14 protein-coding genes are annotated in these 13,472 nt (G+C 43.4%); all 14 read left to right on the top strand.

The annotated features are described in order from the left end of the window. Positions 1-99 precede the first annotated feature (99 nt). Positions 100-420: a hypothetical protein gene (locus RT269_RS17345; protein WP_313184437.1), complete on the top strand. Its 321-nt coding sequence runs from the start codon at positions 100-102 to the stop codon at positions 418-420. 400 nt (positions 421-820) lie between these two features. Beyond that, positions 821-1,963, top strand: coding sequence for a tyrosine-type recombinase/integrase (locus RT269_RS17340; RefSeq protein ID WP_313184435.1), 1,143 nt, complete (start codon positions 821-823; stop codon positions 1,961-1,963). A gap of 91 nt (positions 1,964-2,054) precedes the next feature. Further along, the gene (gene pyrE, locus RT269_RS17335) at positions 2,055-2,732 is read left to right on the top strand and encodes an orotate phosphoribosyltransferase (protein ID WP_313184434.1); all 678 of its coding nucleotides are present in this window, start codon (positions 2,055-2,057) and stop codon (positions 2,730-2,732) included. Between the two features lie 266 nt (positions 2,733-2,998). After that, positions 2,999-3,148: a hypothetical protein gene (locus RT269_RS17330; RefSeq protein WP_025232499.1), complete on the top strand. Its 150-nt coding sequence runs from the start codon at positions 2,999-3,001 to the stop codon at positions 3,146-3,148. A gap of 168 nt (positions 3,149-3,316) precedes the next feature. After that, on the top strand, positions 3,317-3,814 hold the full coding sequence (locus RT269_RS17325) for a VanZ family protein (protein ID WP_313184432.1): 498 nt from the start codon (positions 3,317-3,319) through the stop codon (positions 3,812-3,814). Then, complete coding sequence (locus RT269_RS17320) at positions 3,783-4,103, top strand: calcium:proton exchanger (RefSeq protein ID WP_313184430.1); 321 nt, start codon at positions 3,783-3,785, stop codon at positions 4,101-4,103. The genes RT269_RS17325 and RT269_RS17320 overlap by 32 nt, the downstream gene beginning before the upstream one ends. Before the next feature lie 5 nt (positions 4,104-4,108). Continuing rightward, positions 4,109-6,184 (top strand): aminopeptidase, encoded by a 2,076-nt coding sequence (locus RT269_RS17315; protein ID WP_313184429.1) that lies wholly within the window; start codon positions 4,109-4,111, stop codon positions 6,182-6,184. Positions 6,185-6,399: 215 nt separating this feature from the next. Beyond that, a complete protein-coding gene (locus RT269_RS17310; RefSeq protein WP_313184427.1) occupies positions 6,400-8,217 on the top strand; it encodes a methyl-accepting chemotaxis protein in 1,818 nt (605 codons plus the stop codon). A 242-nt stretch (positions 8,218-8,459) separates the two neighbouring features. Continuing rightward, complete coding sequence (gene purE, locus RT269_RS17305) at positions 8,460-8,978, top strand: 5-(carboxyamino)imidazole ribonucleotide mutase (RefSeq protein WP_313184426.1); 519 nt, start codon at positions 8,460-8,462, stop codon at positions 8,976-8,978. A 24-nt stretch (positions 8,979-9,002) separates the two neighbouring features. Continuing rightward, the gene (gene purM / locus RT269_RS17300) at positions 9,003-10,028 is read left to right on the top strand and encodes a phosphoribosylformylglycinamidine cyclo-ligase (RefSeq protein ID WP_313184424.1); all 1,026 of its coding nucleotides are present in this window, start codon (positions 9,003-9,005) and stop codon (positions 10,026-10,028) included. Beyond that, positions 10,022-10,621, top strand: a complete 600-nt coding sequence (purN, locus tag RT269_RS17295; RefSeq protein WP_313184422.1) for a phosphoribosylglycinamide formyltransferase — start codon at positions 10,022-10,024, stop codon at positions 10,619-10,621. Before purM ends, purN begins: the two co-directional genes overlap by 7 nt. Next, entirely contained in the window at positions 10,621-11,886 is a 1,266-nt protein-coding gene (purD, locus tag RT269_RS17290) for a phosphoribosylamine--glycine ligase (RefSeq protein ID WP_313184421.1), read from the top strand. Before purN ends, purD begins: the two co-directional genes overlap by 1 nt. A 400-nt stretch (positions 11,887-12,286) precedes the next feature. Next, a complete protein-coding gene (locus RT269_RS30435) occupies positions 12,287-12,373 on the top strand; it encodes a hypothetical protein (protein ID WP_442913828.1) in 87 nt (28 codons plus the stop codon). 13 nt (positions 12,374-12,386) lie between these two features. Continuing rightward, the gene (locus tag RT269_RS17285; RefSeq protein WP_313184419.1) at positions 12,387-13,424 is read left to right on the top strand and encodes an aldo/keto reductase; all 1,038 of its coding nucleotides are present in this window, start codon (positions 12,387-12,389) and stop codon (positions 13,422-13,424) included. The last annotated feature ends 48 nt before the right edge of the window (positions 13,425-13,472 follow it).

The following is a 13,472-nucleotide window of genomic DNA, read 5'->3' as shown; positions in this document are numbered from 1 at the left end:
CTCTGTTACAAGACAAATCCAGGGTGAATGCCCTGGATTTTGTCTACAGTCTGAGAGGACTCCTTTGAGTCCTCTTTATTAAGAAAAGGTGGTGTTTATTTGAATTTCCAAGAAGTTTATAAAAGGATAGCCGAAGATATTAATTACTTATTTACAAGCAAGGAAGATGCATTGAGATATGACAGGACTTTTCGGGCAAAAGTTATCAGCCAGGAAACAAATGATAAATATACAATATTATACAAAAATAAAAAATACATAGCAAAATCCGATATTAATCTGGATATTGATGATTTGGTATGGGTATGTGCGCCTCAAAACAACTGGGATTCGCTTTATATACAAAATACTAATTCAATGAGAAATTATGAGTTTCGGGCAGATGGAATATATTTGAATGGTGTAAAAATTACTAAATAGGTGAAGAATATTAGGCCCTATATAATAATATGTATTAAAAATTATCCAAAGAGCGAACGGTTTAAGCTGTTTGCTCTTTTTGCATACAAAAATGGAAGGTAGGAGATAGTTATAAACACAAAAATATCATCAACAATGGAACGAGCATTGTTAGATTTACAGAGCTTTTGTGAGTATTTGTCTATAAAGCCAACTAAGGCGAGGGAACTGTTACATGACCCCCAAAATGGATTTACTGTTCGGATTGGTAATAGATTGTATGCTCATAAGGGCAGATTAGATTCATGGTTGTTAAATCAAATTATGTAATTGAAAATATATGGTAATTATGCTAAAATCAAGGGTGAATGTTCTAATTTAGATTCTTTCCCTCCGATTTTTGCATAGGAAGGAGTAAGTGATGGGTAAGTCACTCAATGGGAAAGAGCTAGGCAAAGGTATTTTGCAACGTAAGGACGGTATGTATCTGGCAAGGTTTACAAATAGATTCGGAAAAAGACAGATAATTTATGCAAAAACTCAGTCTGATATCTCGAAAAAGTTGAGCGAAGAGCAGTATCATGACGAAAAGCAGATTAATGTAACAAGAAAAGACATGACGCTTGACGAGTGGTACAATGTTTGGTTAAGTACGTGCAAAAAAAACTGCAGAAATTCAACCAAGGAAACCTATGCGACACGTTACAAGCGTATAAAAGATGAATTGGGTTGGAGAAAATTAACTAAACTTAATCTTATCACTATGCAAGAAGCCATTAATAAATTAAATTCTGATAACGAGCGAAGCAATTCTAAGAAAATATTGGTTGATATACTTAATAAGGCATTGGATAGTGATTTAATTGTAAAGAATGTAGCAAAACAGATAAATACGGTCATAACCAAAGAAGATAAAAAAGAAAAAAGAGTGCTGACAAGAGAAGAAACTGAAACATTCTTGTCTATGGCAGAGGGGCGTTTCTATTACAATCTATTTGAATTGGCTCTTGAAACTGGTATGCGAATTGGTGAGTTATGCGCACTACAGTGGTCTGATGTTGACTTAAAGGGAAAAGCTTTAAGCGTACAACATACCCTATGTTATTTCTGTAAAGATGGTAAATATGTGTTCGAAATGCATGATACGAAAACTAACAACGGTAGAAGGGTTATTCCTCTGACAGCAAAGGCAATACTTGCTCTGAAAAGACAGATGGCACAAAAACAGGAAATTATGCTTGCCGGGAAAGAACCCCTAAGTGGTTATGAAAATCTTGTATTTGTTACGAGGAATAATCAGCCTACACAATTATTTTTGGTCAAAGAGTGTCTTGGTGTCATTATAAAAAACATACAAAAAGTGAATGCTAATTTTAAGCATTTCACACCGCACACCCTGAGACATACTTTCGCAACACGGGCAATCGAAAATGGAGTACAACCGAAAACGCTACAACGAATTCTTGGACATGGAACTCTTAAAATGACGATGGATTTATATTGTCATGTGACTGAGGATACGCTATTTGCAGAGATGAAGAAAATGGAACAGAAAGAGGCATGATTTTTAAAATGGTACAAAAATGGTACAAAACGCCTTAATCACTACATAGAAAAACGCTGTAAAGCGCATAAAATAAGGAGAAAATGACAATATGGAACAGTATAAGCAGGAATTTATTGAATTCATGGTAGACAGCAATGTCCTTAAATTTGGCGACTTCACATTGAAGAGCGGAAGAAAATCCCCGTTTTTTATGAATGCAGGTTCTTATGTGACAGGAGCACAGCTTAAAAAGCTGGGTGAATACTATGCAAAGGCCATCCACGATAATTTTGGAGATGATTTTGATGTTCTGTTCGGGCCGGCTTATAAGGGAATCCCCTTAAGCGTTACCACCGCCATCGCTTTTCACGAGCTGTATGGAAAGGAAATCAAGTACTGCTCAAACAGAAAAGAGGAGAAGGACCACGGCGGTGATGCAGGGATCCTCCTGGGAAGCCCCATAAAGGCTGGAGACCGGGTGGTGATCATTGAGGATGTGACTACTTCCGGAAAATCCATTGAAGAGACCTTCCCCATTATTAAGGCTCAGGGAAATGTGGAGATTTTAGGCCTTATGGTTTCCTTAAACCGCATGGAAAAGGGAAAAGGGGACAAAGGAGCTTTGGATGAGATCCATGAAAAGTATGGATTTAAAGCCGCCGCCATCGTTTCCATGGCAGAAGTCATTGAATATCTGCATAACAGGGAGTATAATGGAAAAGTTATTATTAATGATGGTATAAAAGAGGCCATTGACGCTTATTACGAAGTCTATGGCATAAAATAATCCCTTTCAGGGACTTTTATGCCCAGAGAACATGGGCGATAGAGGAACACCCTGCGGGTATACCTTAATGCCCAGAGAACATGGGCGATAGAGAAGAAACACCCTGTAGGTATACCTTAATGCCCAGAGAACATGGGCGATAGAGAGGAAACACCCTGCGGGTATACCTTAATGCCCAGAGAGCATGGGCAGGAGAGAAGAAACACCCTGCGGGTATACCTTAATGCCCAGAGAATATGGGCGAGAGAGATGAAAGGAGACTTGGTATGGAAAGAGTTTATAAAACGATGAGAAATATTGGAGCTTTAAGCATAGGTGTTGGTATTGTAGTGACAGTTATCGGAATTGCCGCCGGGACCATATCAATTATAAACGGAGCGTTCTTGTTGAAGAGAAAATCTGAAATTACATTTTAACTGTTATTATAGGAGAGGATGCTGGTGGAAAGGTGTGGCTTTAAGCAGCCTCTCTCTTTTTTGCGCGAGTAATGAGCGGAATGAATATGTTTGCATATTCATTTAGCGAATACCGCGGCAGCTAAGGAAAACTTGTTTTCCTTAGCGCCGCCTATAGATGGAGCTGTTATGATTAGAAATGCGACAAAACGGCAGAAGATGGGTTGGGTAATCTTTATATTTTACCTGATCTTTTTGGCATACTTTTTATTTTTTTCCGATTATTTCGGCAGGGGAAGCCATGCACGGCAGGAATATGCATACAACTTAACCCCGTTTAAAGAAATACGGCGCTTTATTATTTACCGCCATGTGGTCGGACTGAAGTCCTTTCTGCTGAACATTGTGGGAAACATCGTGGGCTTTATGCCCTGTGGTTTCTTTCTTCCGATCATCAGCCGCAGGAGCCGCTGCTGGTTTAATACGACGTTGTTAAGCTTTCTGTTCAGCTTATGCATTGAAACCATCCAGCTTATTTTCAAGGTGGGCTGCTTTGATGTAGATGACATGATACTGAATACGCTGGGGGGTATCCTGGGATACATCCTTTACAAAATTGTACAGTATACAAGAGTAAGAATAAGGAGGAAAAAGCGTGCAAAAGCAGAAAAAAGTGTCCTATATTAGGAAATCCTTTGCAAAGAGAAGCTTTCTATGCCTGGGACTTGCGGTTGGGGCACTTGTACTTGGAATTATTGGAATCATCAGCTCTGTAATGGCGGAAGGGCAGGCACAGCTTAATGTAGCGGCTGTTTGCTTCTGCAGTCTGTTGATTTCATTATTTTCAATGGTTTATGGTGTTTTCTCTTTCTTTGAAAAGGAAAAAAAATACATACTGTCTAAAGTGGGAATGGGGATCAGTCTGAGCCTTATCATTCTTTGGGCAGTTCTTATCATTATAGGAATGAAGGGGTAAGGATTATGGATTATCAAATGATGTTTCAGCAGGAAAATGAGAATATTAAGGAGCGCTTTGAACTGTCTATGGAGCGGATCGGCCATATGGTATCGGAACAAACCGTGCCGGAACCGTATCGTGATTATTTTGCCAGGACAGCATCCTTTATCACCATGATGGGGGAGTATCTCCGGCTCATTGAGTCCGGAGACCAGAAAGCAGCTTCAGCAGAGGTTTTAAGTGAATGGAACCAGAAGCTTTACCAGGATATTTTACCCGGTCATTATGAGGAGAGCTATGCAAACCCGGCGTATGCCGTATCAAAGCTGGGAGAGGGCTATGGCCAGCTTCTTTCGTATCTGTATAAGGAGATCCGGGGAGACATTGTTTTTGTCCACGAGTGGAGGCTTACGGATCTAACCATATTAAATGAAACGCTTATTGAAATTTACAACATATTTGAGGAGGAAATCCCTGAGGTTTCCCGAATAAAGGAAGTGATCTACTGGTTTGTCAGCGATTATACGGACCATACGGTTACTTTCCGGGTCAGAGAAGGGCTTGACCCGACGCTTTCCTTTGCAACGGATATCATCCGGGACAATGATTTAAATGATCTTCGGTATTTGTATTACTTTGGCGAGTATATTTCCGATTCAGAATTAAAAACCGCAGAGTTCTTAAATTCCCTTCCGGAGGAAACGGTGCGCCTTATGGCGGATACCTACACAGAAGGGTACCGCAAAGGCTTTGAGGTAATGGGAAGGGATTTAAAGAAAAAGGGAGCGGTGCAGATCCGCTATGAGCTGGGCTTTGAACGCATGGTGAAGTATGCCATGGAGAATTTTGAAAAGCTTGGCCTTCAAGTGATCCTTTGCCGTGCGGCTGTCTGGACAGTCAATACCAATGCCGGCCGGAAGAACGGTTACTACAGCACATCTCCCAACAGACAGTATGTTTACGATCATCGGTACGACGATGCTCTGTATCTGAATAAAGCGTTTAAAGACCGGAAAGCGGCTGTTTTGAAGGTGGCTTATGAAACCTACAAAGAACAGGCAGCAGCCTTTGCCGGCCCTGCGGTAATGGAAACCTTTGGAAAAGAAGGCTTTGAGCCGGTAAATAAGCCGGAAGCCAGCCGTCTGGATGCCAGACAGGAAAAGCTTTCAGCGGAAATGTCTAATGAAACCTCAAGAATTGTCAATCAATACGTACCAGGAGATGAGACCAGCTTTACGATTATAGCTTTCCCGGTACCGGAAATCGGAGAAGACTTTGAGAAGATATTTGAAGAGACCATTGCCATCAACACCCTTGATTACGAGAAATATAAGGCAATCCAGCAGGCGGTTATCGATGTTCTCGATGAGGCTGATTACGTGGAGGTAACGGGCAAGGGAAACAACAAGACCCACTTGAAAGTGGCCCTTCACCCGTTAAAAGACAGGGATAAGGAAACAAAATTTGAAAACTGTGTGGCTGATGTGAACATTCCTCTTGGAGAGGTGTTTACGTCCCCAAGACTTACGGGAACGGAAGGAACTTTGGCTGTCAGTACGGTATATATTACGGATTTCCAGTTTAAAGACCTTGTCATGACTTTTGAAAATGGTATGATAAAGGACTATTCCTGCAGCAATTTTGAGGATCAGGAGGAAGGAAAAGCACTTGTAAAACAGGTGATCTTAAAGAACCACGATACCCTTCCCATGGGAGAATTTGCCATAGGAACCAATACCACGGCTTATGCCATGGCACGTAAGTTCGGAATTCTCGATAAACTGCCTATCCTCATTGTGGAAAAGATGGGCCCCCACTTTGCAGTTGGTGACACCTGTTACAGCTGGGCGGAGGACAGCCCTGTTTATAATCCTAATGGGAAGGAGATCATCGCCAGAGATAATGAGGTTTCCATTCTCAGGAAAGAAGATGTATCAAAGGCCTATTTCAGCTGCCATACGGATATTACCATACCTTATGCGGAACTGGATAAGATCGAGGCTGTCACGGCTTCCGGAAAAAGGATTTTAATTATTGATGACGGCAGATTCGTATTAAAGGGCACAGAGGAATTAAATATTCCAATGGCAGGTCTATAATTGTTTAAAATAACGAAAAATATCCAAATATTTAATAAATTTTATTTAAAAAGCTTATAAAATAAAAGAACATGCCGATATGATATACAAAGGTTTAAGGTTGAAAGAAAAACTTCTTTCAACCTTGAATTTATGAATCAACGGAATATGAAATCATATCCCTTTGATTCATTCGTATACAAATATAGGATAGATAAAGTGAATGGAGGACAAAGGTGAAGAATTTAAAGATTGGTAAAAGAATTGGACTTGCTTTTGGAGCTATCCTCGTGCTGTTCTTATTAGTTTCCACAATCTCCGTGATAAGCCTAAGGCAAAATAACGGTAAGTTTGTAGAATTTTTTAACAACGGACACCAGATCGATGTACGGACACTTGAGATGAGACGTGATATTCAGTCTGCGGCTAAAAATGTGGGATATGCAACCATGAGCCTTGATTTAAAGACTACAGGGGAATATATTGATGCTGCGGAAGCGGATCTTCAAACGTTCCATGACAAGATACAATTTTTAAGGGAAAACTATCAGGGGGACCAGTCCCTGGTGGACAGCATCGAAAATACCTTAAATGAGGCTCAGCCTTATAAGGATCAGGTATTTGGTCTTGCAAGGGAAAATAAAACCAGACAGGCAGCGGATATATTCTTTGAATCGTTAAACCCTTATTTCACCAAGGTTCAGGAGGATCTGGTAAAGATCAGTGACTTCGTCGAGGGAGACGCCGATGCCAATTATAAGAACGCCCAGCAGATGGCGGGATTCACTCAGACGGTAGTGGTCGCTTTACAGCTCCTTGCTGTATTAGCTACCCTGGGCCTTTCGATTTTCACCACTAGGAGCATTGTTTCGCCGGTCAAAGAGATTGAGAAGGCGGCAGAAGAGATGTCAAAGGGAAGCCTTCATATCCAGTTAAATTACGAGTCAAAGGATGAGCTGGGCGTTCTGGCCGACAGCATGCGGACCACCATTTCCAAGATTGGAAACATAATTGACGATATCAGCAGCTTGCTGACATCATTGGCAATCGGTGATTTCCGGGTCAGCTCCAAGCACCAGGAACAATATGTCCAGGATTATGAGCCTATTCTTATGGCAATGCACGGAATCAGGAATAATTTAAGCGAAGCCCTTTTCCGCATTAACCAATCGGCGGATCTGGTAGCCAACGGATCGGAACAGGTATCCTCCGGTGCCCAGGCATTGTCCCAGGGATCAACGGAACAGGCTTCTTCCATTCAGGAGCTTGCAGCTGCTATAAGCGATATATCAAATCAGATAAATGTCAATGCCCAAAATGCAAAAGAGGCTCGTTCTACATCAGAGGAATCAACCAGGAATGTGGAAAAGAGCAGTGAGAAGATGTCGGAAATGAACCAGGCAATGATGGAGATCAGTAATAAGTCCAATGAAATCGGAAAGATTATAAAGACCATTGAGGATATCGCATTCCAGACCAATATCCTGGCATTGAATGCAGCCGTCGAAGCCGCCCGTGCCGGCGAAGCCGGAAAAGGCTTTGCAGTTGTGGCGGATGAAGTACGTAACCTGGCAAGCAAATCTGGAGAAGCCGCAAAGAACACCACGCTTCTCATCGGAGAAAGCATGCATGCCGTGGAAAACGGAACCAAGATTACTGCTGAGACAGCGAAAGCGATGCAGGCAGTCGTGGAAGGAAGCAGGCGCATTAACGCAATTATTGGAGAGATTGCATTGGCTTCTGACAAGCAGGCGGTGGCAGTTGATCAGGTGGCACAGGGAATTGACCAGATTTCCTGCGTGGTTCAGACGAACTCTGCCACAGCAGAACAAAGTGCTGCGGCAAGTGAAGAACTGTCAGGCCAGGCCCAGATTATGAAGGGACTTGTTGAAGGCTTTGACCTTTATGAGGGCGAGGAGGAAAAGGTGAAATCCTCAAAACCCAGAGATTCCCGGGCGGAAAAGCCGGTTTATGGAGAATCTCATGACGTCCCGGTTGTTAACATTGATCCGGTTTATTTTGAAGAACCCTCATTTGGAGGCGGAAAGTATTAAACATACATTGTCAGGCGGGAGACCGGAGAGAGTAAGATATCTTTCCGGTTCTCCCGCCCTTTTTGTACTCCCCATGAGCGATGGCAAAATTTTTAGAAAACCATTGACGAAGCAGAAAAAAACTTGTATTATAATTAATAAGTAAAGATAAAATAATAAGCTTCAATTATTAATTTATCTAATAAGTTGTATTACTGTAAATAATGAATCCTCATATCAAACAAAATAAAGGAGAATTTACTATGGCAAATGTATCGATTGTTATGGGAAGTGATTCTGATATGCCTGTTATGGCTCAGGCTGCAGATGTTTTGAAAAAATTGGGAGTGGAGTTTGAGATGACGGTGATCTCCGCCCACAGGGAACCGGATATATTTTTCGAATATGCGAAGACGGCAGAAGCAAGAGGCGTAAAGGTCATAATTGCAGGCGCAGGCAAGGCAGCTCATCTTCCGGGAATGTGTGCGGCCCTGTTTCCAATGCCGGTGATCGGCATTCCCATGAAGACTTCGGACCTTGGCGGAGTGGATTCTCTTTATTCTATTGTCCAGATGCCTTCCGGAGTTCCGGTTGCCACCGTTGCAATTGGCGGAGGAACTAACGCTGGAATCCTTGCAGCTAAGATTTTAGCGGTCAGTGACGAGGAGCTTTTAGGAAGGCTTAAAGAATACTCGGAAAACTTAAAAAATGAAGTAGCAGAAAAAGCGGAGAAATTAGATCAGATCGGCTATCAGGAATATTTATCCCAGATGAAGAAGTGAGAAAATCGGAGGCGAGGAGAAAAAATGGATTATAAGAATGCAGGAGTGGACATTGAAGCCGGATATAGATCGGTTGAATTAATGAAAAAGCATGTGCAGGAAACCATGAGACCTGAGGTTCTTGGAGGACTCGGGGGATTTTCCGGGGCATTTTCCATGTCAGCTTTTAAAAACATGGAGAAACCAACTCTGGTATCAGGAACCGACGGGGTAGGCACAAAGCTGAAGCTTGCATTTTTAATGGACAGGCATGATACCGTTGGAATCGACTGTGTGGCCATGTGTGTCAATGATATCGCCTGTGCAGGCGGGGAGCCTTTGTTCTTCCTGGATTATATTGCATGCGGCAGGAATTACCCGGAAAGAATCGCAGAGATCGTCAGCGGAGTTGCAAACGGCTGCAAGCAGGCCAATGCTGCTTTGATCGGCGGTGAGACAGCGGAGATGCCGGGGTTTTATCCTGAGGATGAATACGATCTGGCCGGTTTTGCAGTCGGTGTGGTGGATGAGAAGGATCTTATTACCGGGGCTGATGTGGGAGAGGGGGATGTACTCATTGGAATCGCCTCCTCCGGCATTCACAGCAATGGCTTTTCTCTGGTGCGCAAGGTGTTTGACATGACAAAAGAAAGCCTGGATACCTATTATGAAGAACTGGGAAAAACTCTTGGCGAAGTGCTGATCACTCCTACAAAAATTTATGTTAATGCATTAAAAAGCGTAAAAGACAGCGGAGCAGTGATCAAAGCCTGCAGCCACATTACCGGAGGCGGTTTTTATGAAAACATTCCCCGTATGCTTCCTGAGGGCATCCGGGCGGTGGTTGAAAAGAGCAGCTATCAAGTGCCTGCCATCTTTGGTCTGCTGGCGGATAAAGGCGGTATTGAGGAAGAGATCATGTACAATACCTATAATATGGGAATCGGAATGATTCTTGCAGTGAACCCGGCGGATGTGGATACGGCTATGGAAGCAATCCGAGGGGCCGGGGAGGTTCCCTATGTGATCGGCCACACGGAAAGAGGAGAAAAGGGCGTGGCCTTATGCTGAAAACCGGTATATTGGTTTCCGGCGGGGGAACCAACCTTCAGGCAGTCTTAGATGGGATAGATTGTGGAAGAATCACCAATGCAGAGGTAACGGTGGTCATCAGCAATAACCGGAACGCATATGCCCTGGAAAGGGCCAGAAATCATGGAATTGAGGCTCTCTGCATATCTCCTGTGGATTTTCAGGAGAGGGAGGACTTTTATGAAGCGCTTCTTTCAAAGATTGACCAGTACGGCCTTGATCTGATCGTTCTGGCCGGATATCTGGTTGCGATTCCGGTATCCATGATACAAAAGTACAGGAACCGGATCATCAACGTTCATCCGTCCCTTATCCCGTCTTTCTGCGGAAAGGGATATTATGGGCTTAAGGTTCATGAAGCTGCCCTGGCCCGTGGGGTGAAGGTTACGGGAGCAACGGTCCACTATGTAGATGAGGGGATGGATACGGGGCCGATTCTTTTACAGAAGGCGGTTGAGGTCCGGAAAGGAGATACGCCGGAGACTTTGCAGCGGCGTGTCATGGAAGAGGCGGAGTGGCTGATCCTTCCCCAGGCCATACAGATGATTGCGAACGGACAGGAGGAATCGTAATGAAGATTTTGATCATAGGCGGAGGCGGGCGTGAACATGCTATCGCATGGAAAATCTCCAGAAGCCCTAAGGTTGATAAAATATATTGCGCCCCTGGAAACGCAGGAATTGCAGAGATTGCAGAATGCGTGGATATAGGAGTCATGGATTTTGACAGGCAGGTGGTATTTGCCAGGGAAAAGGAAATCGATTTAACCATCATAGGACCGGATGATCCTCTGGTTGCCGGAGCTGTAGATGCATTTGAAGCAGCCGGCCTAAGGGTGTTCGGCCCGCAAAAACGCGGGGCTTTGCTGGAAGGTTCCAAGTCATTTTCCAAGGATTTAATGAAAAAGTATGGAATTCCTACAGCGGCATATGAAGTCTTTGATTCTCTGGAAGAGGCATTAAGTTATGTGAAAACAGCTCCAATGCCCATTGTGTTAAAGGCTGACGGCCTTGCTTTGGGAAAGGGAGTCCTGATCTGCAGTACAAGAGAAGAGGCGGAACACGGGGTCAGGGATTTAATGCTTGATAAGCGGTTTGGCTCCGCAGGAGACCGGATCGTGGTGGAAGAGTTTATGACGGGCCGGGAGGTATCGGTGCTTTCCTTTGTGGACGGAAAGACTGTTAAAATCATGACATCTGCCCAGGACCATAAGCGGGCAAAAGACGGAGACCAGGGCCTTAATACAGGTGGGATGGGAACTTTTTCTCCAAGTCCGTTTTATACGGAAGAAGTGGATAGATTTTGTAACCAATATATTTATCAGGCGACCGTGGATGCCATGAAAGCAGAGGACCGGGAATTTAAGGGTATTATATTCTTCGGACTGATGCTGACGGAAAAAGGCCCCAGAGTATTGGAATACAATGCCAGGTTTGGTGATCCTGAGACACAGGTGGTGCTTCCTCGGATGAAGAATGACATTGTAGAGGTTTTTGAGGCTTGCATTGACGGAACTCTGGATCAGATAGACCTGCAGTTTGAAGATAATGCGGCAGTCTGCGTGGTATTGGCATCAGAGGGCTATCCGGAGAAGTATGAAAAGGGGTACCCCATTGCCGGGCTGGAAGCATTTAAGGGACAGGAGAAATATTTTGCCTTTCATGCAGGAAGTAAGTTTGACGGCAGAGGAACAGTGGTGACCAATGGCGGAAGAGTGCTGGGAGTGACGGCAGTCGGAGAAGATTTAAGGGAAGCCAGAGAAAATGCCTATCAGGCGGCGGAATGGGTATCTTTTGAGAATAAGTATATGAGGCGGGATATTGGTAAAGGAATATAGGTTATTTTTCGCGGCTTTGGATGGAAATTGAAAGAAGCGGATTAGCTGTAGTGGCAAAGCGAAAGTAAAGCTTGCATTGGTGGAACGAAAGAGCTGTTGCGAAAAGAAGAATAAATATCTTCTTTTTTGCAGCAGCTCTTATACATTTTATGGTATTTTTAGATCCATAACCGGTCGCATGGAAATTTTTTTCCTTAGTTGTTCACTAAAATCTCAGTTAAACAGAATACTGGGGAAAAGACAGAAAGTTAAAAAATAAATGGAGAAGTATGAAAAAATATGATATGATTTTACCAGTGTCCTAGACAAAACAGAAGGATTTTGAGATGCCGGAAGACTGCGTGACGGTCAAGGCCAAAAGCTTAGACAGATTGCACAGTCTTGTGAAGATGTCCTATATATGCCTAATAAGTCCAGAGAAGAGGAAATGACCGTCAAGGCAGTACCTTATTTCTTATGGAACAACAGAGGCAAAGGGGAAATATGAGAGTGAGGTAACGATGAAAAAGCAAATATTAAAAGGAACGGAACTGGAACTTAGCGCCATGTGCCTGGGTACTGGAAATTTTGGTAGTAAGCTGGACTGCAGACAGTCATTTGAGCTGATGGATAGGTTTAAGGACATAGGGGGGAGCTTTATCGATACCGCAAATGTATACTGTAAGTGGATTCCCGGAATGAATAATTCCAGTGAACAGTATATAGGCGCATGGTTGAAGTCGAGAAGGGCCTACAATGATGTGGTGATTGCCACAAAAGGAGGGCACTATGATTTTTCTGCACCGGATGTCTCAAGGGTGAACCGGACGGATGTTGTTCATGATTTGAATGAAAGTCTGAGAACCCTGGGTTTGGATCACATCGACTTATATTGGCTGCACAGGGATGACGAAAACAAGGACATAGGTGAAATCCTGGAAATAATGGAAGAGCTTGTCAAAGAGGGAAAGATCCGGTATTATGGTGCTTCTAATTACAAAAGAAAACGCCTGGAGGAGGCCAGAAAATACGCAGCCAGTCATGGACTTAAGGGATTTTGCGCAGTGTCAAACCAGTGGAGCGGTGCCTGCATAAATCCGGGAAAAAATTTAAACCATGATGAAAGCATTGTGATAATGGATATGGAAATGTACCGATGGCATGAGGAATGGCAGGTTCCAATGGTTCCTTTCTCCTCATCTGCCTATGGGTTCTTTTCAAAGCTTAAAAAAGAAGGAGTCCCCATACCTAAGGGGGAGGTGACCAGGGAAGATGTCATGCAGGCATGGAACGATAGTACTATGCCTGAGAAAATGAAGGAAGCCTATATGAATGAAAGAAATTTAAGATTATACGGAGTATTATGCCGCGCAGCAGAAGATTATGGCGTGTCCGTATACTCCATGACCCAGGCATATTTCTTAAACAGGCCTATCCAGGTATTTCCTGTGGGAGCGGTATCTGGGACGGAACAGCTGGCGGACTTTTCGGCTGCTGGGGAACTGGAATTAGACGATCAGTTAATCAGGACATTTGAAGCGTTTGGCGTAGAAATATAAAACCATTGCCCTGCTGTATCACTGAATGATTCTCAGCTTATGACTAAA

The sequence above is a fragment of the Lacrimispora sp. genome, from assembly GCF_032078915.1.
Classification (GTDB): domain Bacteria; phylum Bacillota; class Clostridia; order Lachnospirales; family Lachnospiraceae; genus Lacrimispora.
The sequence above is the reverse complement of the archived record's forward strand: the minus strand, read 5'-3'. Positions and strand labels throughout refer to the sequence as shown.